25 protein-coding genes and 1 riboswitch are annotated in these 24,792 nt (G+C 66.9%); of the genes, 9 read left to right on the plus strand and 16 right to left on the minus strand.

The features are described 5' to 3' along the window. Window positions 1-69: 69 nt before the first annotated feature. A complete protein-coding gene (locus tag ABGB08_RS47680; RefSeq protein WP_347604914.1) occupies window positions 70-1,038 on the minus strand; it encodes a transposase in 969 nt (322 codons plus the stop codon). A gap of 306 nt (window positions 1,039-1,344) precedes the next feature. Between ABGB08_RS47680 and ABGB08_RS47685 the strand changes: the two genes are divergently transcribed. The 5 genes from ABGB08_RS47685 to ABGB08_RS47705 all read left to right on the plus strand — a co-directional run bounded on the left by ABGB08_RS47685 (window position 1,345) and on the right by ABGB08_RS47705 (window position 5,685). Continuing rightward, on the plus strand, window positions 1,345-1,578 hold the full coding sequence (locus tag ABGB08_RS47685) for a hypothetical protein (protein WP_347604917.1): 234 nt from the start codon (window positions 1,345-1,347) through the stop codon (window positions 1,576-1,578). Further along, entirely contained in the window at window positions 1,559-2,077 is a 519-nt protein-coding gene (locus ABGB08_RS47690; RefSeq protein WP_347604920.1) for a DUF6879 family protein, read from the plus strand. The genes ABGB08_RS47685 and ABGB08_RS47690 overlap by 20 nt, the downstream gene beginning before the upstream one ends. A gap of 9 nt (window positions 2,078-2,086) precedes the next feature. Then, on the plus strand, window positions 2,087-2,926 hold the full coding sequence (locus ABGB08_RS47695; RefSeq protein ID WP_347604923.1) for a helix-turn-helix transcriptional regulator: 840 nt from the start codon (window positions 2,087-2,089) through the stop codon (window positions 2,924-2,926). Window positions 2,927-3,164: 238 nt separating this feature from the next. Further along, window positions 3,165-4,700: a tetratricopeptide repeat protein gene (locus ABGB08_RS47700; RefSeq protein ID WP_347604926.1), complete on the plus strand. Its 1,536-nt coding sequence runs from the start codon at window positions 3,165-3,167 to the stop codon at window positions 4,698-4,700. A gap of 370 nt (window positions 4,701-5,070) precedes the next feature. After that, window positions 5,071-5,685, plus strand: coding sequence for a GntR family transcriptional regulator (locus ABGB08_RS47705; protein WP_347604929.1), 615 nt, complete (start codon window positions 5,071-5,073; stop codon window positions 5,683-5,685). Window positions 5,686-6,020: 335 nt separating this feature from the next. Here the strand turns inward: ABGB08_RS47705 and ABGB08_RS47710 are convergent, their stop codons facing one another. The 6 genes from ABGB08_RS47710 to ABGB08_RS47735 all read right to left on the minus strand — a co-directional run bounded on the left by ABGB08_RS47710 (window position 6,021) and on the right by ABGB08_RS47735 (window position 11,786). Next, a complete protein-coding gene (locus tag ABGB08_RS47710; protein ID WP_347604932.1) occupies window positions 6,021-6,401 on the minus strand; it encodes a hypothetical protein in 381 nt (126 codons plus the stop codon). Between the two features lie 93 nt (window positions 6,402-6,494). After that, window positions 6,495-7,694, minus strand: a complete 1,200-nt coding sequence (locus ABGB08_RS47715) for an ADP-dependent glucokinase/phosphofructokinase (RefSeq protein ID WP_347604935.1) — start codon at window positions 7,692-7,694, stop codon at window positions 6,495-6,497. Window position 7,695: 1 nt separating this feature from the next. Beyond that, entirely contained in the window at window positions 7,696-8,556 is an 861-nt protein-coding gene (locus ABGB08_RS47720; RefSeq protein WP_347604938.1) for a ketose-bisphosphate aldolase, read from the minus strand. A 47-nt stretch (window positions 8,557-8,603) separates the two neighbouring features. Further along, the gene (locus ABGB08_RS47725) at window positions 8,604-9,446 is read right to left on the minus strand and encodes a carbohydrate ABC transporter permease (RefSeq protein ID WP_347604941.1); all 843 of its coding nucleotides are present in this window, start codon (window positions 9,444-9,446) and stop codon (window positions 8,604-8,606) included. Between the two features lie 6 nt (window positions 9,447-9,452). Next, entirely contained in the window at window positions 9,453-10,415 is a 963-nt protein-coding gene (locus tag ABGB08_RS47730) for a sugar ABC transporter permease (protein WP_347604944.1), read from the minus strand. A gap of 63 nt (window positions 10,416-10,478) precedes the next feature. Next, entirely contained in the window at window positions 10,479-11,786 is a 1,308-nt protein-coding gene (locus ABGB08_RS47735) for a sugar ABC transporter substrate-binding protein (RefSeq protein WP_347604947.1), read from the minus strand. A gap of 284 nt (window positions 11,787-12,070) precedes the next feature. Here ABGB08_RS47735 and ABGB08_RS47740 point away from each other — a divergent pair, with 284 nt between their 5' ends. From ABGB08_RS47740 to ABGB08_RS47750, 3 genes are all read left to right on the plus strand, one after another. Continuing rightward, window positions 12,071-12,934: a DeoR/GlpR family DNA-binding transcription regulator gene (locus ABGB08_RS47740; RefSeq protein ID WP_347604950.1), complete on the plus strand. Its 864-nt coding sequence runs from the start codon at window positions 12,071-12,073 to the stop codon at window positions 12,932-12,934. A gap of 189 nt (window positions 12,935-13,123) precedes the next feature. Beyond that, window positions 13,124-13,699 carry a TetR/AcrR family transcriptional regulator C-terminal domain-containing protein gene (locus tag ABGB08_RS47745; protein WP_347604953.1) on the plus strand — a complete coding sequence of 192 codons (576 nt, stop codon included), beginning with the start codon at window positions 13,124-13,126 and terminating at the stop codon, window positions 13,697-13,699. A gap of 255 nt (window positions 13,700-13,954) precedes the next feature. Further along, entirely contained in the window at window positions 13,955-14,155 is a 201-nt protein-coding gene (locus ABGB08_RS47750; protein WP_155357727.1) for a DUF5999 family protein, read from the plus strand. Here ABGB08_RS47750 and ABGB08_RS47755 read toward each other — a convergent pair. Next, on the minus strand, window positions 14,109-14,741 hold the full coding sequence (locus tag ABGB08_RS47755) for an alpha/beta family hydrolase (protein ID WP_347604956.1): 633 nt from the start codon (window positions 14,739-14,741) through the stop codon (window positions 14,109-14,111). The two genes, ABGB08_RS47750 and ABGB08_RS47755, sit on opposite strands and share 47 nt — an antisense overlap. Before the next feature lie 224 nt (window positions 14,742-14,965). Between ABGB08_RS47755 and ABGB08_RS47760 the strand changes: the two genes are divergently transcribed. Then, window positions 14,966-15,298: a hypothetical protein gene (locus ABGB08_RS47760; protein ID WP_347604959.1), complete on the plus strand. Its 333-nt coding sequence runs from the start codon at window positions 14,966-14,968 to the stop codon at window positions 15,296-15,298. Here the strand turns inward: ABGB08_RS47760 and ABGB08_RS47765 are convergent. From ABGB08_RS47765 to ABGB08_RS47800, 8 genes are all read right to left on the minus strand, one after another. Then, window positions 15,295-15,786 (minus strand): hypothetical protein, encoded by a 492-nt coding sequence (locus ABGB08_RS47765; protein WP_155357730.1) that lies wholly within the window; start codon window positions 15,784-15,786, stop codon window positions 15,295-15,297. The two genes, ABGB08_RS47760 and ABGB08_RS47765, sit on opposite strands and share 4 nt — an antisense overlap. Before the next feature lie 93 nt (window positions 15,787-15,879). Next, the gene (gcvP, locus tag ABGB08_RS47770; protein ID WP_347604962.1) at window positions 15,880-18,675 is read right to left on the minus strand and encodes an aminomethyl-transferring glycine dehydrogenase; all 2,796 of its coding nucleotides are present in this window, start codon (window positions 18,673-18,675) and stop codon (window positions 15,880-15,882) included. Between the two features lie 171 nt (window positions 18,676-18,846). Further along, window positions 18,847-18,946, minus strand: a riboswitch (glycine riboswitch). Between the two features lie 40 nt (window positions 18,947-18,986). Beyond that, complete coding sequence (locus ABGB08_RS47775; protein WP_218038822.1) at window positions 18,987-19,604, minus strand: MerR family transcriptional regulator; 618 nt, start codon at window positions 19,602-19,604, stop codon at window positions 18,987-18,989. A gap of 146 nt (window positions 19,605-19,750) precedes the next feature. Then, on the minus strand, window positions 19,751-20,221 hold the full coding sequence (locus ABGB08_RS47780) for a bifunctional nuclease family protein (RefSeq protein WP_155350793.1): 471 nt from the start codon (window positions 20,219-20,221) through the stop codon (window positions 19,751-19,753). Window positions 20,222-20,294: 73 nt separating this feature from the next. Continuing rightward, window positions 20,295-20,948 carry a MerR family transcriptional regulator gene (locus ABGB08_RS47785; RefSeq protein ID WP_155357732.1) on the minus strand — a complete coding sequence of 218 codons (654 nt, stop codon included), beginning with the start codon at window positions 20,946-20,948 and terminating at the stop codon, window positions 20,295-20,297. 28 nt (window positions 20,949-20,976) lie between these two features. Continuing rightward, window positions 20,977-21,483 carry an FHA domain-containing protein gene (locus ABGB08_RS47790; RefSeq protein WP_155350791.1) on the minus strand — a complete coding sequence of 169 codons (507 nt, stop codon included), beginning with the start codon at window positions 21,481-21,483 and terminating at the stop codon, window positions 20,977-20,979. 179 nt (window positions 21,484-21,662) lie between these two features. Then, window positions 21,663-24,170 (minus strand): mannose-1-phosphate guanyltransferase, encoded by a 2,508-nt coding sequence (locus ABGB08_RS47795; RefSeq protein ID WP_347604967.1) that lies wholly within the window; start codon window positions 24,168-24,170, stop codon window positions 21,663-21,665. Between the two features lie 13 nt (window positions 24,171-24,183). Further along, window positions 24,184-24,756 carry a CDP-alcohol phosphatidyltransferase family protein gene (locus tag ABGB08_RS47800; protein WP_246265261.1) on the minus strand — a complete coding sequence of 191 codons (573 nt, stop codon included), beginning with the start codon at window positions 24,754-24,756 and terminating at the stop codon, window positions 24,184-24,186. Window positions 24,757-24,792 lie beyond the last annotated feature (36 nt).

Below are 24,792 nucleotides of genomic sequence, written 5' to 3' on the forward strand. Positions count from 1 at the left end.
ACACTCGGGCCGCCGAACTGCGCTGGTTGTCTCACGAGGCTCAGGAACTACCGGCTCGGACTGCCACGATCAACAAGCCGCGCCGAAGATGCCCCAATCATCCCCACCTACGGAAAACGGGCCTAGCAGGGTACGGAACGCGCCCCAGGACGCGTCGTTCACCGATTTCGCCAGCCGACCGCGAGCCAGACCCGACACCGCCAGATCCTCGATCACAACCACTTGGTTCTCGCGGATGATCGCCGTGCTGGTCTGGTGGAGGAAATCCCGGCGCGCGTCGCCCACCTTGGCGTGCTGGCGGGCCACCGCGATCCGCGCCTTCTCCCGGTTCTTGCTGCCCTTCTGTTTGCGGGACAACGCCCGCTGCAACCGGGCCAGCCGCCTGGCCCGGCGGCGCAGCCACCGCGGATTGGCGATCTTCGTGCCATCCGACAGAACCGCATAATGCGTCAACCCCAGATCGATCCCGACCCCGGCCTCCGCCTCGGCCAGCACCTGCCCGGCATCATCGACCTCGATCACAAACGAGGCGAAATAGCGGCCCGCCGCATCCACGATGACCGTGACCGACGACGGTGCTGCGGGCAGCTCCCGCGACCAGCGCACCTCGATGCTCCCGATCTTGGCCAGATACAGCGTCCCGTCACCGCCCAAGCTGAACGCGTTGCGGGTGAACCGGGCCGACTGGCGCCGATCCCGGCGCGACTTGAACACCGGCAACCCCATCCGCGGACCCTTACGCTTCCCCCGCACCGAGTCGAAGAAATTCTGGTACGCCTGGTCCAGGTCACGCAGCGACTGCTGAAGCGGGACCGGGGACACCTCACGCAGCCACTCCCGCTCCGGCGTCCGTTTGGCCGCGGTGATGCAGATCTTCTGCAGGTCGCCGCCGCTGATGTAGGGCAGCCCGGCCTTGCGCGCGGCCTTGCGCATCGCCAGCGCGTCATTCCACACCACCCGGACACAACCGAACAACCGCGCCAACGCCTGACGCTGGAAGGCATCGGGGTAGAGCCTGAAGTTGTAGCGCAGCCTCACCCGAGCCCTCCTCCCGCACACCGGCCACACACCGTCACGACTCGAACACACTAACGCATGGTCGATGGCAGTGGAAGCCGGATATCAGCGCAGCGGACAGCTCCTCGCCAAAGCGGCCAGACGTTCCTGGGGCTCCCTCTACGGAGTCGGCTACTAGGGAGGCGCACCGCGGCCACACCCTCGTGATCGCACGGAGCGTGCAAAAGTGCAGGTCACAAGCTAGCACTTGACGTTTGCGCATGTTTGCCCGAGCATCGCTTATGACGTTGCACAATCATCTGCAATCCGGTATCGGGAGGCCAAGCCATGCGAGTGAGGTTCCTCGGCAAAGAGACGCAGGGTGGAGGGTCGCCGACCCTGTACGACACCGATGAGACCATGTACGAGAAGGACATCTACATCATCCAGGGCTGGAGGATCACCGACCCAGAGACGCTGGCCCAGCTCGACATCCCCGACCATGAGACCGTCATCGCGGTTCCAAAAAGACTCATGATTCACCTACCGAAGGACAATCCCTATGGAACTGCTGAAGGGTGATGAATTCGAAAATCTCTTCCGGTCATTCCACCGGACCGCATTCCATCTGGAGCTAGAGGACACCTACAACACCTCCGACGAAAGAGGCCCATTCGACCGGTTCCTCAAAGGAGAGTCGGATGACTTCGAATGGCATAGACCATGGCTTGATCTCGTACGCGAAGTCTCTGACTCAGGTCGACGCATTGAGCGGGTAAGGATAGTCTCAAGTCCATACACTGATTATACTCGCTGGGGAATGGCAGTCGCGCCGCTAAATATTGCGGCAGGAGAGGACATTCGATGGCTTCCTCGACACCTCGTACGTGATATAGCTCTGCCGGTTGACGACTTCTGGCTATTCGATGATAGCCGACTCGTGTTCACCGTCTTTGAGACTGACGGGAATTTCATTGGAGGCGTCGAAGCACGGTATCCTTATCTCGTCGGCCTCTGCAAACAAGCTAGAGATGCGACATGGGATCTTGCGGTCCCGCATGACGACTTCGTTGTACGGTGAGCGTGCTCCTTGTCGAGTACAGTTCATCAGGCTAAGGAAGCGCTAGGCAGCAGGCTTCGTGAGCTGCGTAAAGACGTGGGGCTGACCGGCAAGCAACTCGCAATTCTTGCCGGTTGGCACAGCTCAAAAGTGTCCAGAATTGAGTATGGCAAGCAATCGCCGTCAGAACGGGATATTGCAGACTGGTGCCTTCACTGTTCCGCCACAGACCATGTGGCGGATCTAATCGCCACGGTGCGCAATATCGAAACAATGTATGTCGAGTGGCGACGAAATCTTTACACCGGCACTCGCAAGAGGCAAGAAGCCTCGATCCGATTTGAGGCCGAAACCAAGTTGTTTCGATGGTATGAGCCCGTATTGGTTCCCGGAATCCTGCATACGGCGGAATACGCTGCGGCCGTTATGGCCAAGGTCATAAGCTTCTACGAGATTCCCGATGACTTGGATGCTGGCGTTGCGAAGAGGATGGAGCGACAACAGATCCTCTACAAGGGAAACCATCGCTTTCATATCGTGATGTCCGAGCAGGCGCTACTAACCACAGTCGGCGGTACAGATGTCATGGTTGGCCAACTAGATCGGCTTCTTGCGGTATCGTCGCTCTCCAGGATACGACTGGGAATCGTCCCGTCCAGTGCCGCCTACGAGGTCCCCACTAATCAGTTCATTATGTTTGACGACCGAATGGTACATGTCGAAGCCATATCCGCCGAGATCATGATCACACAACCCCGTGAAATCGCGCTCTATGGCAAGGCGTTTCAGAGACTCAGCGAATTGGCAGCGTTTGGGAGTGGGGCTCGGGCGATCATCGTACGCGTGCTTAGGGCCCTGCAAGGTAGCTGACGCAATCTGCTGCAAACTCGTTGAGGCTACGTGCGGACCGCCCTACCGTCTGAGGCATGCCCCCGCACGACGACACCCCGCAGACGTCGCTCGACCCGGACCTTCCCGGGCATCGGGCTCCTCTTGCTCCGCCATCTTCTCTGGTGCCCCGCCAGGAGTTGCCCCCGCGGCCTCTCCTTGCCATGCACGTTCCTGGCAGTTTCCTCCGGATCAGCCAAACCGAGAGGTAGGGAGATCAATGGACGTCCAGACGCGCGCTGAACGAGAAGAAGGGCTCTTAGCGCTGCCTGATGATGCCGTGCGGTTGTTCGGGCTGCTGGGGTTGCATCCCGGGGCTGATTTCTCGGTGGAGTCGGCTGCCGCGCTGGACGGCAGGCGGGTCGGGCCGGTCCTGGGCCTGTTGGAGGCATTCGCGGGGGTGGGTCTGATCAGGCGGGTGGTGCCCGGACGGTACCGGATCGATGAGCCGTTGCGTGCCCACGCGGCCGTGCGGGCCCGGCGATCCGCCACGCAGGCGGATGATGCGCTGGTGCGGCCGGTCTGCTGGTATCTGCACGCCTGCGATTGGCTCCAGTACGCCCTCGCCCCGTGCGACGCCTACGACCTGGAGGAGGAGGTCCCGGCCGGGGTCACGCCCAAGACCTTCGACACGCCGCAGGCAGCCCTGGCCTGGTGGGAGGACGAGCGGGCCACCATCGTCTCCATCGTCCGCCTCGCCGCGCAGGCCGGGCTGCACGGACTCGCGTGGCGGATGTCGGCCGTGCTGCGCGCCGTCTACGCCCACCGCGACGCCGTCACCGACTGGCGCCAGGTGGCCGCCGTCGGGGCCGCCTCCGCCGTCGCCGACGGCGACCTGGCCGGTCAGGCGCTGACCGCCGAAAGCCTCGGCGACCTCCACGCCCGGACCTGCCGCCCCCGAGATGCCGAATCCCACCACCGGCACGCGCTGGAGATCTACCGCCGCCTGGGCGACCGTTTCGGTCAGGCGCGTTCGGTGAACGCGCTCGGCCTGCTTGCCCTGCGCCGGCGCCGCCTGCGGGAGGCATGCATGCACTTTGAGGACAGCTCGCTCATTTTCGCCGGACTCGACGGCGATGACATGGCCCACTGGCTGGCCGTCACCGGCACCAACGAAGCCGAAGCACTGATCGAACTGGACCGGGCGGCGGAAGCGGCGCACCTCCTCGGCGAGACCGTGGAGGTCTTCGACTACTTCCACGACCGGCACTCCCAGGGGAACGCGCTGTTCCTGCTGGCCCGCGCCCACCGGATGCAAGGGGACCTGATCAGCGCGCGAGCCTCCATCGACGCCGCGCTGGCGATCGCCACGACCGCCGCCGCCGTCGGCAATCCGATATGGCGGGGCTCCTGGCTGCTGGAGCTCGGCCAGGTGCAGCGCGCGGCCGGCCAGAGCGCCGACGCGCTGGAGGCCTACCAGCGTGCCGCCGACCTGCACCGCGAGCTCGGCCATCGCGGCGGCGAAGCCGTGGCCCTGGACGCGGCCGCGGAGCTGCACCGGGAGCAGGGCCGCGCGGAGGAGGCGGTCACCCTGCACCGGGCCGCCGAAGCCGTCCACCGCGAGCTGGGCGACCGCTGGCACCAGGGGCTGAGCCTGGTCGGGATGGGCAAGGCCCTGGCCACGATGCAACGCCTCCCGCAGGCGCGCACCCAGTGGCAGCACGCGCTGACCGCACTGGCCGTCTTCACCGATCCCCCGGCGACGAAACTCTTTCGGGAGATCCAGGTCACACTCACCTATCTACGCGGCCGTTGAACGACCCCACCCAGACGAATCGGACCATGAAGATTCCTCTCTCGTTTCGCCATCCGGTAACCGGTGCCGTAGTTCTGACCGCGGATTACGGTCGACGCGGGCCCTCCGGCCCGGTTCCCGCCGCTGACGCACACGCCGATGGTGTCGATGGTGTCGCGCCTCACCTGCGGTCCTCAGACGTGGGAGGGCCTCCTGTATGCCCGAGTTGACCGCTTTGCCCCGCTGACAGGAGGCCCGACCACCCCCAGCGGGGAGATCGAAGTCACGCTCACCCACCGTCGCGGCCGTTGAACGACCCGCCCAGCGGACGTCAGCGGAAGTCAATGGTGTCGCGCCTTAACGAAACAGGTCCTGCTGGGGGCGGGAATAGATGATGACCGGTGGAAACGAAGCCGTCCCGGGCGGCCAGGACTGGGTGCGGGAATCCGGCAGGGGTCCGGGACGCCCGCCGCGCGATCTGAGCCAGGGGGATGAGGACCCGCTGTACGTGCGGATCGCCAACGACATCGAGAAACAGATCCGCCAGGGGAAACTGGTTCCCGGAGATCGGATCGGCAGCGAGACCGAGCTGGCCAAGCGGTACAACGTCTCGATGACGACCTCGCGGAAAGCGCATGAGGCGTTGCGGACGCGGGAGCTGGCGCACACGGTGCCGGGGGCGGGCACGTTCGTCGGACCGGAGGACACCACACCCGCCCCTGCGGTGATGCCGGCGTATCTGGTGATCGCCGATGAACTTGCCACCCGGATCCGGGCCGGTGACATCCCGGCGGGCCGCCAGATCCCGAGCCGGAGGCTGCTCGCCAGGCGATTCGAGACCAGCCTGGTCACGGCAGGGGAAGCGACGGCCGTCCTGCGGGAGAAGGGCTGGGTGTACACCGTCGCGGACACCGGGAGCTTCGTCACCCCGGCGGAGAGGTGGCCTTCCGAGCAGGAATGGCAGAAGACGATCGCTCGTCATCGAGGCCGTCGGGAGGAGAGGTAACCGGCTGCGCCGGGCCCGGGCCGGGGACCGGGCTGGTTTGGCTTCAAACGCAGAAAAGACCCCGGACGAAGCCGGGGGTCTGTCAGGGCACCGGCGAGTCTCTGGTGTTACTTCTTCCCGGGCGGGACTCATGTCTAGCGCTGAGAACAGCGGAGCCGACCCCGTTCATGGGTGCTATAAACCTTCTCTCGGTAACGCGGATGCCCACAGGAGGGGCCGCAAAGGGCTCCACAGGCCGACATGGCACCGAAGGTGCATACGGTCCCTCTCCCTGGCCAAGCACCACTGGACAAGATCGTGAGACAGCGGACGCCAAGGCGGGGTAGGTATCCGTGTTATCCGGGGACCCGGACGATCCCGGTCAGGCGGTGCTCCTCGCGGAGGGTGCGCAGCCGGTTCACCTCGGCGGTCCACTTGGCGCCCTCCGGCGTGGCCCGGCCCTTCCTGCGCCGGATCCGGTCGTCATACGCCTTGACCCCGAAGGTGGCCCGCTGCGCCGACTCGGCCGACCGCAGCGCCCCCGTGATCGCCTGGTCCAGCGCCACCCCGGCGGCCCGCAGCTCCGCGCCCGGCGCGTGGGCGGCCCGCTTGGCGTGATACTCCCGCTCCGCCGAACGCGCCTTCTCCAGCATCGCCGGATAGCCCTTCGCCGCCTCCTGGTCGGCGTGGTAGCGAACCTCCGCCTCCCGGCTCACACGCGGACGGAAAAACGCCATCGTCAGCCCCTCAAACTCTGTCCAACGCTTACTGCCGGTAGCGTACGCCGTCCTGGCGGCGACCGTGCCACCGAGGCCGCCGCCGCGACGTGCTCACTGCTTGGAACCGCCCCGGGAGACCGCGGCGAGGAAACCGCCGACGAACGCATCGCCGAGCCCGATGGTCGTGGGCGCGGCAACGTCAAGATCGAAGCCAGGGAGGCAACGAACAACCCCGCCCATTCGGCCTTCCAGTGCCGTGGCGAACGCCGACGCCTCCGTTCGCCTCGGCCGGTTCCGCATGAGTTCGTAGTCGTGGTCAGTGCGCTCATCGCCGTGGCAATAGCGGGTGCTGGCGATCACGATGCCCTCGCTCAGTGGCCCCGCGTACTCGCCGGCTCCCTCGCCGAATGCCGCCGACCAATACTTGGTATGCACAACCAGGGTCGTTACGGGGATAAGAGCTCGCAGCGACTCGAGGGCGCGTGCCACCTCCGTCACGGAAAGCAGATTGACGGCGTAGCCCAGGTGCGACTGCATCTCGTCTTCGTTCAGTCCGTAAATGTCGATGGCCTCCAGAAGCGCGTCGCGGACCCGTTGGCTGAGGCCCGGCTCGTGGAATCCGGCATCCTCGTAGTACACGACTGCCTCAGCTGGAAGTTGTCGCATGTGGCTTCTCAGCGTGGCCAGTCGCCGGTCAAGTGTTCGCTGGTCCCGTACCGCGTTGAATCCCGAGATCAGAAAGACCTGTGCGTCGCGAAGCAGCGAGCCCAGCTCATCACTCAGCAGCATGGACTCGTTCGCCGGGTCGTTGACGTAGATCAGCCTGTTCGGAAACGGCGCACGGATGTCGATGTCGCCTGCTCGAACCCGCATGTCCTGGTCGTACTGCACGATCAGGTGCGGATAGAGGGTGTCCTGGTCGCCGCTGCAGATGTAGTCGCAGCTTGCCGGCAGCAGGCGGCGGACGATGTCGTTGAGACTGACCAGGTGCAGGATGGACGGTACGCCGAGCCGGCTCATCTCCATCGCCGCTCGAACGGAGGTGCCACCCAGAGCCATTCGTCTGGGGAACCGCTCTGCGAATGCGCTCAGGCATTCGGAGGAGGCGACGAAGTGCTCGCCCCCGCCGCCCCTTTTAAGGTAGGTGAGAATTGAAATGACCAGCTCGCGCTCGTTGGTCACGGTGGACGATGAAGTCAGCTCGGCATTGTGGATCCGGTACTCGCCGACAAGCTGCTCCAAGATCGGCGAGGACAGCTTGAGTTCGTAGTCGACGCATCCCCCCAAGCCCAGGACGACATGACTGGTCATGTCAGTACAGAGATGCCTTGCCGGCCGCGTCGAAGAGGTCGATCTTATGTCCGGCCACGGCCTTCATCGCATCAATGCACGGCGGCTGGATGGTGAGCGGTTCACGTAGGCTCTTATCGGCCAAGACTTCGCGCATCTTCATGTGGTAGGCCACTTTGATGTCACTGGAGATGTTAATCTTGTTGATGCCAAGCTTCACCGATTGCGCAATCTCGTCGTCAGGGTTGCCCGAGCCGCCGTGTAGCACGAGGGGGATTTTGACCCTGTCCTTGATTTCCTTGAGCAGGCCGAGTTTGAGCTCCGGCTTCAGGGTTTTCGGGTAGATGCCGTGATAGGTGCCGATGGCCACGGCGAGGCTGTCCACCCCCGTTTCCCGCACGAAGGTCACGGCGTCCACCGGATCGGTGTAGATGATGGCGTCGCTGCCGTCTTCAGCCTCGCTGTCGGTCTTGCCGATCGTTCCCAGCTCCGCCTCCACCGACAGGCCAACCGCGTGCGCCGTATCGGCGACCCTCTTGGAGAGCGCGATGTTGTCCTCGAAGGACTGCATCGAGGCATCGATCATCACCGACGTGAAGCCGATCCGGATCGCGGTCAGCATCTCCCGATAGGTCGCGCCGTGGTCCCAGTGAATCGCGATCGGCACGGACGAGCGATGGGCTCGCTGGGTCATCGCGGCGATCACGTCCGCTCCGATGTGCCGCACCTCGTCGGGATGGATCCCGATGAAGAGTGGCGCGTTCATCTCCTCGCTGATGTCCACGATGCCGTTGAACATGGCGTAGTCGCTGATGTTGAAGGCGGGCACGGCGAAGTTTCTTTCATTCGCGACGTCCAAGAGCACCTTGCCGGTCGTCAGCATTGCTGTATTTCTCCTTCTGAGTAATGGGTTACCGCTGGTGAGATGTGTCAGGCTTTGACCGCGCCGGAGGTGAGGCCACCGATGAATCGCCGCTGGAAGAGGAGGAACAACACGAGCACCGGAATGGATCCCAGGATGCTCATGGCCATCATCTGATTCCACTCGTAGGAGTGCTGGCCCATCAGGAGCTGGATGCCGATGGGAACGGTTCGCATGTCGTCGGTACGGGTGAGGGTCAGCGCGAACAGGTACTCGTTCCACGAGATCATGAAGGTGTAGACGCCGACGGCGACCAGTCCGGGAACCGAAATGGGCACCAGGATCCGCCACAGCGCCGTCCAGCTCGACGCACCGTCCACCTTGACGGATTCATCCAATTCCCGTGGCAGGGTGTTGAAATACGCGGTCATCATGATGATCGCATAGGGCAAGGTGAACACCAGGTGCGTGAGGATCAACCCCGGATAGGTGTTGTACAGACCGAGCGCCACGACGAGACCGAAGTAGGGAACGACGAGTGTGATCGGCGGCACGGCCTGAACACTGACGATCACGGCGTTGATGGACCGCTTCAGCGGGAAGTTGTAGCGGCTGAATCCATACGCCGCGAGGATCGCCACGAACAATGTCAGTGCCGTCACCGACAGCGCGACGATGTAACTATTGATGAAAAACCTCAACTGGGTTCCGTCGCCCAGGATCTTCAGGTAGGCGTCGAACGAGAAGTTCTCGGTGATCAGCCGCGGCGGGACCTGGAAGACCTCCCCGTTGGTCTTGAACGACGTCGACAGCATCCACACGACCGGAAGGCCGGCGAAGGCCGCGCCGACGCACAGGCCGGCGAGCACGGCGATCTTCGCGCCGAGGCGCCGCCTTTCGCGGGTGCGCACGGGTGATCACCTCTCCTTTTGCAGGCGAACGTAGAAGACGGCCAGAATCATCGTGAGCAGCAGGACTATGACGGCGCTGGCGGACGCGGTGGCGAACTCGTAACTGCTGAAGGCTTGCTTGTAGGTGTAGGTGCTGAGCATCTCGGTGACATTCAGCGGGCCACCACCGGTGGTCATCCAGATGAGGGCGAACTGCTGAGAGGTCCAGATGAGATCGAGCACGGCCATGCTGAGGAGCACCGGTTTCAGCTGTGGGATCGTCACGTTGCGAAACTGACGGAAAGCGCTTGCGCCGTCCACGGAGGCCGCCTCGTACAGATCGGGCGAGATTCCCTGCAACCCGGCGAGGATGCTGATCATGAAGAAGGGGAAGCCGGCCCAGATGTTGATGAATGTCAATGCCCAGAGCGCCACGTTCGGGTCGGAGAGCCAGCTCACCTCCTCTTTCATCGCGCCGATCGTGGTCAGGAGGTAGTTGACCACTCCGGACGGGTCCAGCATGAGTCGCCAGATAACCGCGATCACGGCGACCGTGAACAGCCAGGGCAGGATGTAGACGATGCGAAAGATGGTTTTCGTCACTCCGCTCAGCAACGGCGTGTTGAGCATCGTGGCGAAGGCCAGCCCGAGGACGAGGTGCGCGACGGTGCTCAGCGTAATGAAGATGAATGTGTTCTTCAGCGCCGCCAGGAAGTCGGGATCGGTGAGCACCGCGGTGTAGTTGGCGAGGCCGGCGAAGACCGGATTCTGCTCGACGATCACGTTGTCTTTGAACGAATAGCTCACCACCATCGCGATGGGGATGATCATCAGAACAAAGATCAATAGCATCGTCGGCGAGAGATAGCCGTACGGGACAGCACGCCGCACGGGGAAAGGCCGCGTCCTTCCCCGTCGGCCCGCGGAGGTTTCCGTCGCCGGCATCGCGGCTCCCGGTATGGCCGCGCGGTCGAGTTTCGCAGTCTTCATCGATGTCTCCTTGGCTCGGGGGCCACGCCGCACGGCCGGCGCGGCCCACGATGTACTTCAAGCTCAGAGCACCGGCGCCCAGGACTGTTGCGCGTTGCTGAGAGCGTCGTCGACACTCTGCTTGCCGGTGAGCACGAGCTGTAGCTGGTCATCGAAGCTGCGCATGAGGTCTTCGGACTTCGGCAACCCCACGAACTCGTTGGCGGGATACCCCGCCTTGTAGATGTCGAAGGCCGTCTTGATCAGCGGGTCACTCGTGCTGAAGTCCGGCTCGGCCGTCTTGTTGCCCGGGAAACCGTTCGCCAACGTGCTCAGCTGCGCGTTCGCCTGCTGGCTCAGCAGGAACTGGACCAGCTTGAACGCCTCGGCCTTGTGCGCCGAGGACTCGGCGACGCCGATGCCCCACGACGCGTACGGGATGCCGCGCTTGCCGGTGTAGCCGTCCTCGGCCGGGATCGGCACCACGGTGAAGTTCAGGTCCGGATTGTTCTTCTTGATCAGCGTGACGTGAGCCAGGGAATCGATCACCATGCCGACCTGACCGGTGGTGAACTTCTCGACCTTGTCCTGCTCTTTCATGGTGAGGGCTCCGGGCGCGATGACGCCCGCGTCGTTCAGGCTCTTGACGTACTCCACGGTGCTCTTGACCCCTGGGCCGGTCAGATCGGGCTTCCCGTCCTGGGTGAGCATGCTGCCTCCCGATGCCCACAGCCATGACATCACGTCGTTCTGGACGCCGTTGGGAACGGCGGTGTCGAGTGGCAGGGCCCAGCCCTTGACGTTGCCCCCGAGCGCGCTGATCTTCGTGGCCGCCGCCAAGAACTGCGTGCGCGTGCTCGGAGGCGTCGTGACCCCCGCCTTCGAGAGCAGATCGTTGTTGACGAACAGGGGATAGACGAAGTTCACCACGGGAATCATGTAGGTCTTCCCCTTGACCTGTATCTGGCTCGCGAGCTGGCTTGAGTCGTACTTCGCGTCCGCCATGAGCGCGGACAGGTCAGCGATGGCACCCTGCTTGGCGAAGTCGCTCACCCACGCACCGTCGAGGCCCACGACATCAGGCAGTGTCCTCGACGCCGCTCCGGACACCAGCTGCTGCTTCGTGGACGCGTACGGGCCACTCAACAGCTTGACCTTGATGGTCGGGTTCTGTGCCGTGAAATCCGACATGAGCTTGTCGAACGATCCCGCCGGGAGCTCCGGCGCCCACCACTGCGCGAACTCCAGCGTGACGGTCCCGTCCCCGCTTGATCCCGCGCTTGATCCCGCGTCAGAGCCGCACCCCACGGCCGCAGCACCGATCATCGCCGCCGCCATCACCCCGAGTAGTCGCCTCGTCCGGCCTTGCAACCGGGTGCCGTCTCCGATCATCGCGAACTCCTTCGTGCCGAGGTGTTACCGCTCTTTGCTGGTTTCCGCCACATTAACAACGTGTGACGTGGTTCAACAAGACCGAGTAACGCAAAATCCGGCTAGAAACCGCATAGTTGGGGCCAGCACAGACCAGAGGATGCGCTTGAGCGCAGGAGACTCCCGGCATCTGACTCTGGGTTGGCGGCATCCTGCCCGAAAGATGCGAGATCATGCTGTATTCTGCTGTTCTAAGCCTGCAGAACGTCTTCGTTGCGTTCGTCCGTAGTACAACTACCGCAGAGATGGGAGGGCCAGTGGCCCTAGACGAACAGGACCGGCAGCGTCGCCTACCTGCAGGACGTAAAGCCCAGTTGGCGGCATACGTCGCAGAGACCGGTCAGGTCACGGTCAGTGCTCTCGCGGAGCGCTTCGGCGTCTCCATCGATACGATCCGGCGGGACTTGGACCAGCTTAGCGCCGACGGCGTCTTGGTCCGCACCTATGGCGGAGCGGTCAGTCAGTCGACCCATTCCCGGGTCGACCGGGCCGTGGATGTGCGGCTCACCATGGAGGAACGCGAGAAGGAGAAGATCGCGGTACTCGCCGCGTCGTTGGTCGAGGACGGGTCGATCATCATGATCAACGGTGGAACGACCACTCTTGCCGTAGCCCGGAGCCTGCGCAACCATCGCGACCTGACGGTAGTGACGAACAATCTGCTCGTACCCCCGGCGCTGCCGCCCTCGGCCGTCCGCGACATGTACGTCTTCGGCGGCGCGGTCCGCACTCTCACGCTGGCCACCGTCGGCCCTGTCAGCTTCCGGGCTTCCGACGGAAGCGAGCTGGACATCAGCTGCGATCTGGCGTTGATCGGGGTCGGTGCCGTTTCTGCGGTCGCCGGGTACACGACGAGCAACCTCGCCGAGGCGGCGATGATGCGAGAGATGATCTCTCGGGCGGCGCGCGTGGCGATCCTGGCCGACTCGTCCAAGTTCGGTCGCCGGCTCTTCGCCCAGGTGTCCGAGCTTGGGGGTGCCGACTACCTCGTCACAGACTCCACCCCACCGCCTGATCTTTTGGACGCGCTGGCGGAGAACGAGGTGGAGCTGGTCACGCCGGAGACGCCTGAAGGCGTCCCTGAAGCCGATCACCAAGATCCCGGGTAACCTTCCCCATTCGGACGCGCCCGCCGGCATGGGCCGGTGCGTCGTCGGCGATGTGCGCGCAGCGCCGGGCTTCGAAGGCGGCCCGCCTCACCGCCAAAGCCGGTCCAAGGGGTGGAACGTGATCAGCGGCAAGGCGCGTAGCGATCTGATCGCCTGTACGAAGTAAGGTCCTGTGGCAGGATGATCGGCATGCCCGCCAAACGCCCGCCCGTCCCGCTCTCCCGGGAGCGCATCATCGACGCGGCCCTGCACATCGCCGACGGCCAGGGGCTGCGCCGCCTCACCATGCGGCGGCTCGGCGACGCCCTCCAGGTGGAGGCGATGGCCATCTACCATCACCTCCCCCGCGGCAAGGAGGCCCTGATGGACGCTCTGGCCGAGCATGTCACCACGATCGAGGTGGACTCGGGCGGACAGACCTGGCAGGAGATCGCCAGGGACTGGGCGCGGGCGGGCCGGGCTGCCCTGCTCGAACATCCGGGCGTGCTGGCGCTGGCGCTGACCAAACCGCCGAAGGGCATGGCCCTGGCGACGATCGCCAACCAGGTGGAGCGCCTCCGCGAAGCCGGTCTGGACGACCCGTCGGGCGCGGTGCGCACCCTCAGGGCGTACATGTTCGGCAGTGTCGCGGTGGAGGTGCAGCGCTCGGGCTGGGCGGATCCGGACGCCACCGTGGAACACGCCCGGGTGGAGTCCGGCGAGGAGGACTTCGAACGCGGGCTCGACGCGGTCCTAGCCGGTCTAGCCCGGTCGAATGGGTTGTAACCACTCATTTACCGGAACGACGGCGTGTCGCGCTTGGGCTGTTATCATCCGTCGGGCAGTCTTGTGCCGCAGATCACATACGGCAAGGCTTGCCAACTGGACCGGTTGAAATCGTCCCAACGGGCTATGTCCTGACCGAGTGACCTACCGCACACTGGTGTAGTCCACAGCAGCATGTCCAACCAAGCGCTCGTCCCCCGTCCAGCTGAGGGATCCGTCCAACGAGCGACCCGAGATAGACACGGAGCCCCGGCGATGTGCCCTCATGACCCGTCTTGTCCGAGCGCGGAAGCGAAGGATCGAGAAGCCGCCAGAACCGTCGCGGCCCACCCCGAGCAGGGGTGGAGCTTGCTTTGCAATGGTGTCGTCCTGTTTGAGGACACCGGCGAGTTGCTTCCGAACGGCGTCGTCATCGCCCCGCACCGGCCGACCGATCTGGCGAGCAGCGCGGCCTGACCCGCTCCGCCAGCCACCGGGCCACCTCCGCGCCCACCCGGGCCGGCTCCCTCTTGAGATCGTGACCCTCCCCGGCCAGCACCACGAGCCGGTCCGCGTCCGCCTCGGCGGGCACCCCGAACGGATCCCGGTCGCCGTTCACCACCAGCACCGGCACCCCGGCCGCGCGCAGCTCATCGGCCCGGGATCGCTCCGGCTTGCCCGGCGGGTGCAGCGGGAAGGCCAGCGCCACCACCCCCTCCGCTCCGGCCTCCCGCGCCGTACGGCAGGCGACCCTGGCCCCGTTGCTGCGCCCGCCCTGGACCAGCGGCAACCCCGGTAGCCGCGCGCGCAGAGCGCCGATCAGCGCCAGCCAGGCCTCGTCCTGCCTGGCGGCCGGTCCTGGCGCCCGCGCCCCGCGCAGCCGGAACGGCTGGACCACCCGGGCCACACTCACGCCCGCTTCCAGCGCCACATCCCGTACCGCCAGCAAGTCGGGCGCGTCCACTCCCCCGGCCGAGCCATGGGTGAGCGCCAGCACCAGCCAGGGCGACTCCGCCACGTCGATCTCCAGCCGCCCCGGCCCATACGGCGTCTCGACCTCCATACCCGGACGCTACCGTGTTCATGGCCGCGCCTTCGGCACGGCGGCTCGGCCGCTTTCAGCCTGTGTCTTCCCTCGTCTCTCCGGTCGCTACGCTCCCTGCGTTCCTCAGTCCAGACACAGGCGCGGCCGAGCGATCCCCCTCGGGCATTACACGGGCGTCGTCCGAATGGAGGATGACGTCATGGCGCGGGTGTGCCAGATTTGACTACGTGCCGGACACATCATTGCCACGTGAAGATCTGCGAGCCACCCTCGAAGCGCGCCGGGACCTCGGTCCTGAGTATGAGGACGCGCTCGTCGACTCGTTTTTGGAGAAACTTGACAGTGAGATCACCGCGCGGGTGCGCGCGGAGGTCGCGGTTCACCAGAGCAAAGCGGGCGTGAAGCCACCCAAGCCCGACAATTCACACATCCCGGTGGCGCTGGGCTCGCTCGGCATCGCCATCCCGCTGACGGCGATCGCGGCCGGCAACGCGGGCACCCCTGGCCTGTTCCTGGCCTGGGGTGGCATCGTCCTGATCAACTTGGCCTACGCGCTGGGCCGCCGCCGGAACTAGGGGCGGTCGTACCGCTGCCTGACCTGGGCGGCGAGCGTGTCGTCCGCGTGCTCGAACCCGTATCGCCAGACGGTTTCCGCGTCGCCGTCCCGGCCGCGCAGCGGCAGCGTGCGCGCCAGCAGCTCGATGGCCAGCGCGGCGGTGTCGGCGTCGGGCCCGGCCTCGACGGCGGCGGCGAACTCCGCGCAGGCCATCTCCAGGTGGGCGATGCCCAGCAGCACCCGCAACCGCGGCGCGTCCGTCACCTCCAGCACCTGGAGCACCACATCGGCGGCCTCGTCCGGCCGGCTGTCCGCCAGCAGATCCTCGGCCATGCGCTCGGCCACCACCGCGAGCCCGAGCGCCGCCTGGGCCCGATCGTGCGCGCCCTCGGTGGTCGCCAGCTCCGCGAAGAGCTCGGCGGCGGCGTCCAGCTCGCCCGCCTCGTAGAGACGGCGGGCCTGGTCGATCTGCCGCACCTGATCGGCACGAGGGTCGATGGCCGTCATGAGGGGGGCCTCCACTGCCGATCTCAGCCGGAAAAGGATCACGAGGATCCTAGCCTTCCGGGCGGCGATCCGCCCCCAGACATGCCAAACGGTTCAGTCCTCGTACGCCTCCAGCGGCGGGCACGCGCACACCAGGTTCCGGTCCCCGTAGGCCTGGTCGATCCGGCGCACCGGCGGCCAGTACTTCTGCTCCCGCAGGGACGCGACCGGGTAGGCCGCCTCGGTCCGGCTGTAGGCGTGCGTCCAGGTGTCGGCGGTGACGCTGTCGGCGGTGTGCGGCGCGTTCCGCAGCGGGTTGTCGTCCCGCTCGTACGCCCCTGACCCGACCTTGTCGATCTCCCCCTTGATCGCGACCATGGCGGTCACGAACCGGTCGAGTTCGGCCAGGTCCTCGCTCTCGGTGGGTTCGATCATCAGCGTGCCCGCCACCGGGAAGGACATGGTCGGCGCGTGGAACCCGTAGTCGACCAGCCGTTTGGCCACGTCGTCCACGGTCACGCCGGTCTCCTTGGTGATCTTCCGCAGGTCCACGATGCACTCGTGGGCGACCAGGCCGTCCCGCCCCGTGTACAGCACCGGGTAGTGCGGCGCGAGCCGTACGGCCAGGTAATTGGCCGACAGGATGGCCTGCTCGGTGGCCGCCTTGAGCCCTTCGGCGCCCATCATCCGCACGTACGCCCAGGAGATCGGCAGGATGCCCGCCGACCCGTACGGCGCCGCGCTGACCGCCCCCACGCCACGCCCGGGCAGGTATGGCGCCAGATGCGCCTTGACCGCCACGGGACCGACGCCGGGCCCGCCGCCCCCGTGCGGGATGCAGAACGTCTTGTGCAGGTTGAGATGGGACACGTCCGCCCCGAACTCGCCGGGCTTGGCCAGCCCGACCAGCGCGTTGAGGTTGGCCCCGTCCACGTACACCTGGCCGCCCGCGTCGTGCACCCGGGCGCAGATGTCCGCGATGGCCTCCTCGAACACGCCGTGCGTGGACGGATAGGTCACCATGATCGCCGCCAGCGCCTCCCGGTGCTTGCCGATCTTGGCGTCCAGGTCGGCGAGGTCCACGTTGCCGTCCTCGTCGCAGGCCACCACGACCACCCGCATCCCCGCCATGACCGCGCTGGCCGCGTTGGTGCCGTGCGCCGAGGACGGGATGAGGCAGATGTCCCGCCCGAGGTCGCCCCGCGCGTGATGGTAGGCGCGAATCGCCAGCAGCCCGGCGAACTCGCCCTGCGACCCGGCGTTGGGCTGGAGCGAGACGGCGTCGTAGCCGGTCACCTCCGCCAGCCAGCCCTCCAGCGTCTCGATCAGGGCGGCGTATCCGGCGGCCTGGTCGACCGGCGCGTACGGGTGGATCCCGGCGAACTCCGGCCAGGTGACGGGCTCCATCTCGGTGGTCGCGTTGAGCTTCATCGTGCACGACCCGAGCGGGATCATCGACCGGTCCAGCGCGATGTCCTTGTCCTGCAATTTCCGCAGATAGCGCAACATGGCGGTCTCGGAGCGGTGGCTGTGGAACACCGGATGCGTCAGGAAGTCCGAGGTCCGCTCCAGACCTTCCGGAAGCGCCTCCGGGCTCCCCGCCACCGCGGGCACTCCGAAAGCCTCCCAGACCGCCTCCAGATGCCCGTATGTGGTCTTCTCATCACAGGACACGCCAACCTGGTCCGCGTCCGCCAGGCGCAGGTTGACGCCCCGCTCGCGGGCCGCCGCGACGACCTCCGCCGCCCGGCCGGGCACCCGGGCCAGCACGGTGTCGAAGAACTCCGCGTGCGCCAGCTCGACCCCGCCCGCCCGCAGCCCCTCCGCCAGCAGGGCCGCGTGCCCGTGCACCCGCCTGGCGATCCGGCGCAGCCCGTCGGGGCCGTGGTAGACCGCGTACATGGCGGCCAGCACGGCCAGCAGCACCTGCGCGGTGCAGATGTTGCTGGTCGCCTTCTCCCGCCGGATGTGCTGCTCGCGCGTCTGCAGGGCCAGCCGGTAGGCCTGCCGCCCGTCCGCGTCCAGCGACACCCCGACCAGCCGGCCGGGCAGCTGCCGCTGCAGCCCCTCCCGGACGGCCAGGTAGGCGGCGTGCGGCCCGCCGTACCCGAACGGGACGCCGAAGCGCTGCGAGGAGCCGATCGCGATGTCGGCGCCGAGCGCGGCGGGGGTTTCGAGCAGCGTCAGCGCGAGCAGGTCGGCGGCGGCGACAACCAGCGCGCCCGTCGCGTGCGCCCGCTCGGACAGGTCACGGAAGCCGGCGACCCGGCCGCTCGCCCCCGGATACTGCACCAGCACCCCGAAACACTCGGGCAGCTCCCCATCGAGATCGGCTTCGACCAGTTCGATGCCCAGCGGCTCGGCGCGGGTGGCCAGCACGGCCTTGGTCTGCGGCAACGCGTCGGCGTCCACCACGAACACCGCGCTCTTGGCCTTGGACACCCGCCGGGCCAGCGTCATCGCCTCGGCGGCGGCGGTGCCCTCGTCGAGCAGCGAGGCCCCGGCCACGTCCAGCCCGGTCAGGTCGGTGATCACCGTCTGGAAGTTGAGCAGCGCCTCCAGCCGCCCCTGCGAGATCTCCGGCTGGTACGGCGTGTACGCCGTATACCACCCCGGATTCTCCAGCACGTTCCGCAGCACCACGCCCGGCGTGATCGTGTCGAAGTAGCCCAGCCCGATCATCGAGGTCAGCACCTGGTTGCGGGCGGCGAGCTCCCGCAGCTCGGCCAGGGTCTCGAGCTCGCTCGACGCGGCCGGCAGGTTCAGCGGATCGGTGGTCCTGATGGCCTTCGGGACGGCCACGGCGACCAGGTCCTCGGTGGTGGCGTATCCGACGGCGGCCAGCATGCGCGCCTGGTCGGCGGCGGAAGGACCGATATGACGAGCGGCGAACTCGGAGTGAACAGTCATGACAGGGGCCTCCAGCGGCGTCGAGACCAGCGCGCCCGGCCTGAAACCGGTCGCTCTGCGGGTCTCCCCCTCTGTCATCGGACCTGAGAGCTTCACCGAGCCCTGATGAGGCGCCCGGCTTTCCCCTTCGGTGCGGCCGCCTGGCTGGACGGCACGGCTTTCCAGAGTCGCCTCGCCCGTGCGGTACCGGTTGCCTGAGAGATTCCGGGGAGGGTTGCTCCTTCGGCGCCCCTCCTACTGGATGTGGAAGGGACTCTCCCGCACAAGGTCGTCGGCTCGTACCAGACTACCGCCACCCGGCCGGGATGCTCTCAACCGGTCTTGCGGGCGCGTCGTCGCTGCGCCAGTTCGTCGGAGGGGTGGTCGGCCTCAGGCGGAAGGCCGACCTCCGCGCGTTCCCCCGGCAGCTCCGCGAGCGATCCCTCGACTTCGCGCCACACGCGCCCGAGCGCGATCCCGAACACGCCCTGCCCGCCCTGCAGCAGGTCGATGACCTCGTCGGCCGAGGTGCACTCGTAGACGCTCACCCCGTCGCTCATGAGGGTGATCTGGGCCAGGTCGTTGACGCCGCGCTCGCGCAGGTGGTGGACGGCGGTGCGGATCTGCTGGAGCGACACCCCGGTGTCCAGGAGGCGTTTGACGACCTTGAGCACGAGGATGTCGCGGAAGCTGTACAGCCGCTGGGAGCCGGAGCCCTGCGCGGCTCTTATGGTCGGCTGGACCAGGTCGGTGCGAGCCCAGTAGTCGAGCTGGCGGTAGGTGATCCCGGCCGCCGAACACGCCGTGGGGCCACGGTAGCCGATGTCGTCGGCGACGGCCGCGGGCCGCTCGTCGAACAGCAAGCCCTGCTCACCGGCGCGTTCCCGCGCCGACTCGCGCTGAGCCGGATCATGCCCGGCCGTCTTACCCTCGCCGCTGCTGACCGCCACTGCGGACCTCCGGCTTTCTCTCATCCCACGGCCTGATCTGGGGGTTCTTGAACTACAACCGTGGTTTCCCTTGCACGGTAGGACTGGCGCCAGCCTCAGTCAACGACCTCGATCGGCGCGTCGTGAAGCCGAAATATCGACCGATCTCAACCGGCACGGCCGAAGTCCTCCGGCGTGATGTTGTCCAGGAACTCGCGGAACTTCTCCACCTCGTCCTCCTGGTCGTCGGGCATGCTGACCCCCGCCTCGCGGACCACGTCCTCGCTGGCGAAGATCGGCGTGTGGGTGCGCAGCGCCAGCGCGATCGAGTCCGAGGGCCGCGCGCTGACCTCTACGCCGTTGGAGAACACCAGGTCGGCGAAGAAGATCCCGTCACGCAGCGCGACGATGTTCACGGTGCGCAACTGGATGTCGAGCGCGTCCAGCACGTCCCGGAACAGATCATGGGTGAGCGGCCGTGGCGGTGGGTCCTCTGCCTGTGCCAGCGCGATCGCGGTCGCCTCGGTCATGCCGATCCAGATCGGCAGGTACCGATCACCGTTCGCCTCCTTCAAGAGGACGATCGGCTGGTTCGAGGGCATCTCAACGCGGACCCCCACGACCTCCATCTGCAACACGGGCGACTCACTCTCCGGGATGCGGCATATATCACCAGGCATTCAACGTAACACCCGAGAGCGACAGGCGTTGTCAGCGGCCGAGAACGCCACGAACACTGCCATTAAGCAGCGCGGCGTGCAAACGCAGGAGAAGTCCGGAGATTTCGCGTGCGGATTCCTCGGCGTGGTCGAGAGATCCGGGCGCGCGGCGGCGCAGCAGCGGCGCCACGGCCTGCTCCAGCAGCCCGGCCTCGCGCTCGGCGGCGGCTTTTACCGCGCGCAGATGCCGCGCGTGCAGCCCGAACCTGGCCAGCCGCCCCACGCTGCGCGCCACATCGAGCGCGTCGGCGTCGTAGCGCCGCGCGCCGGGCGGGATGAGGCCGTAGTCCTCCAGCTCGGCCAAGGTCTCCTCGTCGATCTCGGCCGCCGCCAGCAGCTCCTCCCGGCTGAGCCGGACCGGCGGCGTCTCGGCGCCGACGGCGCGCGGGCCCGGCGGGCCGGCCAGCTGGTCCTTGATCACCCGCAGCGGCAGGTACTGGTCGCGCTGGGCGGTCAGGATGAACCGCAGCCGCTCGACGTCGGTGTGGGTGAACTTCCGGTATCCGGACGGGCTGCGCTGGGGCTCGATCAGCCCCTCCCCCTCCAGGAACCGGATCTTGGAGATCGTGACGTCGGGGAACTCCCCCTGCAGCAGGGCGAGCACCTCCCCGATGCTCATATGCGCCCTGATCGCCTCAGCGGCCATACGGGCTCACCCCCTTCTCACCCAGCGATCACGGTCCTCCCGGGCCGCGGGTGAGGAACACCAACCGGAATTTACCGATCTGCACCTCGTCGCCCCCCGCCAAGGGGAACTCCTCGATGCGCTCCCTGTTGACGTAGGTGCCGTTGAGGCTGCCCACGTCCCGGGCGGTGAACTGGCCGCCGCGCCGGTAGAACTCGGCGTGCCGCCGGGACACGGTCACATCGTCCAGGAAGATGTCGCTCTCCGGGTGGCGACCCGCCGTGGTGAGGTCGCTGTCGAGCAGGAACCGGCTGCCCGCGTTCGGCCCGCGCATCACGACCAGCAGCGCGGTGCCCGGCGGCAGCTGCTCGACCGCGGAACGATCCGGCAGCAGCGTCTGCCCGGTCGCCTCGTCCACGGCCTCAAGGGAGATCGTCGAGGTCGTGTCCGGCACCACCTGGTGCGCGGGCGGGCTCAGCGGCGAACCGCATCGAGAGCAGAAACGGGCATCCTCGGGGTTGGGGTGACCGCACTGCGTGCAGTAGACGCTGGGCATCGAACGGCTCGGCCTCTCTCACGACTTGCTCAAAACTGCGAATGCCGAAACTTACGCTGATCAGACACGAAGGTCAAGGCAGGCACGCTGGACATTGACTACCCAACGCTACCGTCAGGCACGGTCCAAGGTCCATGCCGCCACACCATCATCATCCGCCAGGGGTTCAGGTTATCGTTTCAGGCGGATCCGGCGGCCCGCTCGACGACTAGAGCCCATCGTTCGATCAGTGTTTGGGCCGTGTCCACGTCGTGTCCCTCGGCCCACAGGTGGGTGACGGCCTCGGCCGGGTCGGGCAGCACCATGACCCAGCTGCCGTCCTCCTCGACGATCCTGACGCCGTCGGTGGTGTCCAGGCGGCGGCCCTCGGCGGCCTCCACGACCGAGCGCATGACCGCGCCCTTGTGCGCCCACGGCGTGGGGATGGTGCGTTTGAGGAGTTTGGCCTCGGGGATGCGGGCGTCGATCTGGCTGAGCGAGAGCCGGGTCCTGGCGACCAGGCCGAGCAGGCGCAGGAAGACGGCCAGGCCGTCCACGGTGGGCCCGAACTCGGGCACCACGAAGCCGCCCCTGCCGTCACACGCGAAGATCATCTCCGGGTGGGTGGCGGCGCTGGTGAGCGCGTCGACGCCGGTGGCCGTCCAGTCCACGTGCACGCCGTGGAAGCGGCACACCATCTCGGCCACCCGGGTCGTGGTGACCGGCAGCGCCACCCTGCCGCCCCTGCGCTCGGCGGCGACCAGGTCCAGCACGACCAGCAGGGCACGCTCCTCGCTGATCAGGTGGCCCAGCTCGTCGACCAGCGAGACCCGCTCCCCCACCGGGTCGAACCTGACCCCGAAGGCGGCCCTGGACGAGCCGACCAGCTCCGACAGGCGCTGCAGGTCGCGGCGGCGCTCGGCCAGCGTCTCGGTCGGGGAGGCGTCGTCCAGCCGGTTGTTGACCGTGAGCACGCCGACGCCGACCCGGCCGAGCAGGCTCGGCAGCACCAGCGAGGAGGTGCCGCCGGCGCAGTCCACCACGACCTTCATCTCGGCGTCCTTGACGCCGGTCATGTCCACGCAGCGGAGCAGCTCGCGGGCGTAGGTGTCCACGGCGCGGGCCGGGAAGGTGAGCTCGGCGATCTCGCCGGGGAAGGCCCGGCGGTACTCCTGGCGGGAGAAGACGCGTTCCAGCTTGCGCTGGGCGCCCGGGGACAGGTCGGCGCCGGTGTCGTCCAGGAAGACGATGTCGACGCTCTGCGGGTCCCCGGCGGTGGTGCGCAGGGTGATGCCGCCGCGCACGTTCTCCCGGGAGGTGTGGAAGCGGGCCACCGGCATGGCGGCGGCCTCCAGGTCCAGCACGTTGATGGCGCTGGAGTTGAGCGCGCTGATCACGGCGCGTTTCAGCGCGCGGGCCGCCCGGGAGGCGTCCCTGGAGGTCACCACCGTGTCGCCCTTGCTGAGCGTCGTCGCGTACGCGCTGGCCAGCCGCACGCACAGCTCCGGGGTGATCTCGACGTTGACCAGGCCGGAGACGCCGCGCGGCCCGAACAGGCTGCGCTGGCCGCGGGACTCCCAGATGACGCTGGTGTTGACCACCGCCCCGGCCTCGACCGTCTTGAACGGGTAGATCTTCACGCCGGACGACACGTACGCCTCCGACTCGATCACGCACTCGTCGCCGACGACCGCGTTCTCCTCGATCCTGGCGCCCGTCATCACGTCGGTGTTCTTGCCGATCACGCAGCCGCGCAGGTGGGCGGCCGGGCCGACGTACACGTTGTCGTGCACCACCGCCCGGTGCAGGAACGCGCCCTCCTTGACCACCGCGTTGCTGCCGAGCACGGTGTATTCGCGCAGTTCCGCCCCGGCTTCGACCTTGGCGTAGTCGCCGATGAACAGCGGGCCCTTGAGCACCGCGTCCGCGTCGACGGAGGCGCCCTCGGAGACCCAGACGCCGGGGGACAGCTCGAAGGCGTCGTCGAAGTCGACCTTCACCCGGCCCTCCAGCACGTCGGCCTGGGCCTTGAGGTAGCTCTCGTGGGTGCCGACGTCCTCCCAGTAGCCGTCGGCGACGTAGCCGAACAGGCGGGCGCCGCGGGCCAGCAGCTTGGGGAAGACGTGCGCGGACCAGTCCACCGACTCGCCGGGGGCGACCTCGTCCAGGACGCTGGGTTCCATGACGTAGATGCCGGTGTTGACGGTGTCCGAGAAGACCTGCCCCCAGGTGGGCTTCTCCAGGAAACGCTGGATCCTGCCGTGGTCGTCGACGATGATGATGCCGAATTCGAGCGGGTTGGGGACCCGTTTGAGGCCGATGGTGACCAGGGCGCGGTTCTCGCGGTGGAACCTGAGCATGTCGGTCAGGTCGATGTCGGTGAGGGCGTCGCCGGAGATGACCAGGAAGCGGTCCTCGCGGAGCTTGTCGGCGGCGTTCTTGACGCTGCCGGCGGTGCCGAGCGGGGTCTCCTCGGTGGCGTAGTGGAGGTTCATGCCGAGCTCGTCGCCGTCGCCGAAGTAGTTGCGGATCAGCGCGGCCAGGAACTGCACGGTCACCACGACCTCGGTGAAACCGTGCTTCCTGAGCAGGCGGAGCACGTGTTCCATGATCGGGCGGTTGATCACCGGCAGCAGGGGTTTGGGCTGGTTGGCGGTCATCGGGCGCAGCCGGGTGCCCTCCCCGCCCGCCATCACCACGGCCTTCACGCCAATCCCACCTTCATCGGGACGCACGTGCGAGCCTGCGCACCTGCACCACGTACAGCACCCCCGCCCACCAGTACAGACCCGTACCCCAGATGACGAAGGCCCACCCGAATATCGCGCATATCTCCGCGTACCAGCCGGGGTGCGCGGCCAGGAACAGCAGGGGGAACGCGTACATCAGGTTGGCGGTGGCGGCCTTGCCGAGGAAGTGCACCGGGAGGGCGGGGCCGTAGCCGAGGCGGCGCAGGATCGGGACCATGCAGAGCAGCAGCAGGTCGCGGGCGAGGACCAGGGCGACCAGCCACCAGGGGATGATCTCGCGCAGCAGCAGGCCGGCCAGGGTGGCCAGGATGTAGAGGCGGTCGGCGGCCGGGTCGATCAGCCGGCCGAGCCTGCTGGTCTGGTTCCAGGCCCGGGCCAGCTTGCCGTCCAGCCAGTCGGAGAATCCGGCGACCATCAGCAGCGCGACGGCCCAGCCGTCGGCTTTGGGGCCGAGTACCAGCCAGAGGAACACCGGCACGCCGAGCAGGCGCAAAAAGCTCAGCAGATTCGGAATGGTCCAAATCCGGTCCTCGGCGGTGTCCACGATCCAGACCCTACATGCGCGCCGCGCGGCCCCGGC

The organism is Acrocarpospora sp. B8E8 (assembly GCF_039871605.1).
Classification (GTDB): Bacteria; Actinomycetota; Actinomycetes; order Streptosporangiales; family Streptosporangiaceae; genus Acrocarpospora; species Acrocarpospora macrocephala.

Bases quoted from the DNA above. Each gene is read 5' to 3' on its own strand.
- ABGB08_RS47685 (WP_347604917.1), top strand. From the start codon at position 1,345: ATGCGAGTGAGGTTCCTCGGCAAAGAGACGCAGGGTGGAGGGTCGCCG.
- ABGB08_RS47690 (WP_347604920.1), top strand. From the start codon at position 1,559: ATGGAACTGCTGAAGGGTGATGAATTCGAAAATCTCTTCCGGTCATTC.
- ABGB08_RS47700 (WP_347604926.1), top strand. From the start codon at position 3,165: ATGGACGTCCAGACGCGCGCTGAACGAGAAGAAGGGCTCTTAGCGCTG.
- ABGB08_RS47705 (WP_347604929.1), top strand. From the start codon at position 5,071: ATGATGACCGGTGGAAACGAAGCCGTCCCGGGCGGCCAGGACTGGGTG.
- ABGB08_RS47710 (WP_347604932.1), bottom strand. From the start codon at position 6,401: ATGGCGTTTTTCCGTCCGCGTGTGAGCCGGGAGGCGGAGGTTCGCTAC.
- ABGB08_RS47715 (WP_347604935.1), bottom strand. From the start codon at position 7,694: ATGACCAGTCATGTCGTCCTGGGCTTGGGGGGATGCGTCGACTACGAA.
- ABGB08_RS47720 (WP_347604938.1), bottom strand. From the start codon at position 8,556: ATGCTGACGACCGGCAAGGTGCTCTTGGACGTCGCGAATGAAAGAAAC.
- ABGB08_RS47730 (WP_347604944.1), bottom strand. From the start codon at position 10,415: ATGAAGACTGCGAAACTCGACCGCGCGGCCATACCGGGAGCCGCGATG.
- ABGB08_RS47735 (WP_347604947.1), bottom strand. From the start codon at position 11,786: ATGATCGGAGACGGCACCCGGTTGCAAGGCCGGACGAGGCGACTACTC.
- ABGB08_RS47740 (WP_347604950.1), top strand. From the start codon at position 12,071: ATGGGAGGGCCAGTGGCCCTAGACGAACAGGACCGGCAGCGTCGCCTA.
- ABGB08_RS47745 (WP_347604953.1), top strand. From the start codon at position 13,124: ATGCCCGCCAAACGCCCGCCCGTCCCGCTCTCCCGGGAGCGCATCATC.
- ABGB08_RS47750 (WP_155357727.1), top strand. From the start codon at position 13,955: ATGTGCCCTCATGACCCGTCTTGTCCGAGCGCGGAAGCGAAGGATCGA.
- ABGB08_RS47755 (WP_347604956.1), bottom strand. From the start codon at position 14,741: ATGGAGGTCGAGACGCCGTATGGGCCGGGGCGGCTGGAGATCGACGTG.
- ABGB08_RS47765 (WP_155357730.1), bottom strand. From the start codon at position 15,786: ATGACGGCCATCGACCCTCGTGCCGATCAGGTGCGGCAGATCGACCAG.
- gcvP (WP_347604962.1), bottom strand. From the start codon at position 18,675: ATGACTGTTCACTCCGAGTTCGCCGCTCGTCATATCGGTCCTTCCGCC.
- ABGB08_RS47785 (WP_155357732.1), bottom strand. From the start codon at position 20,948: ATGGCCGCTGAGGCGATCAGGGCGCATATGAGCATCGGGGAGGTGCTC.
- ABGB08_RS47790 (WP_155350791.1), bottom strand. From the start codon at position 21,483: ATGCCCAGCGTCTACTGCACGCAGTGCGGTCACCCCAACCCCGAGGAT.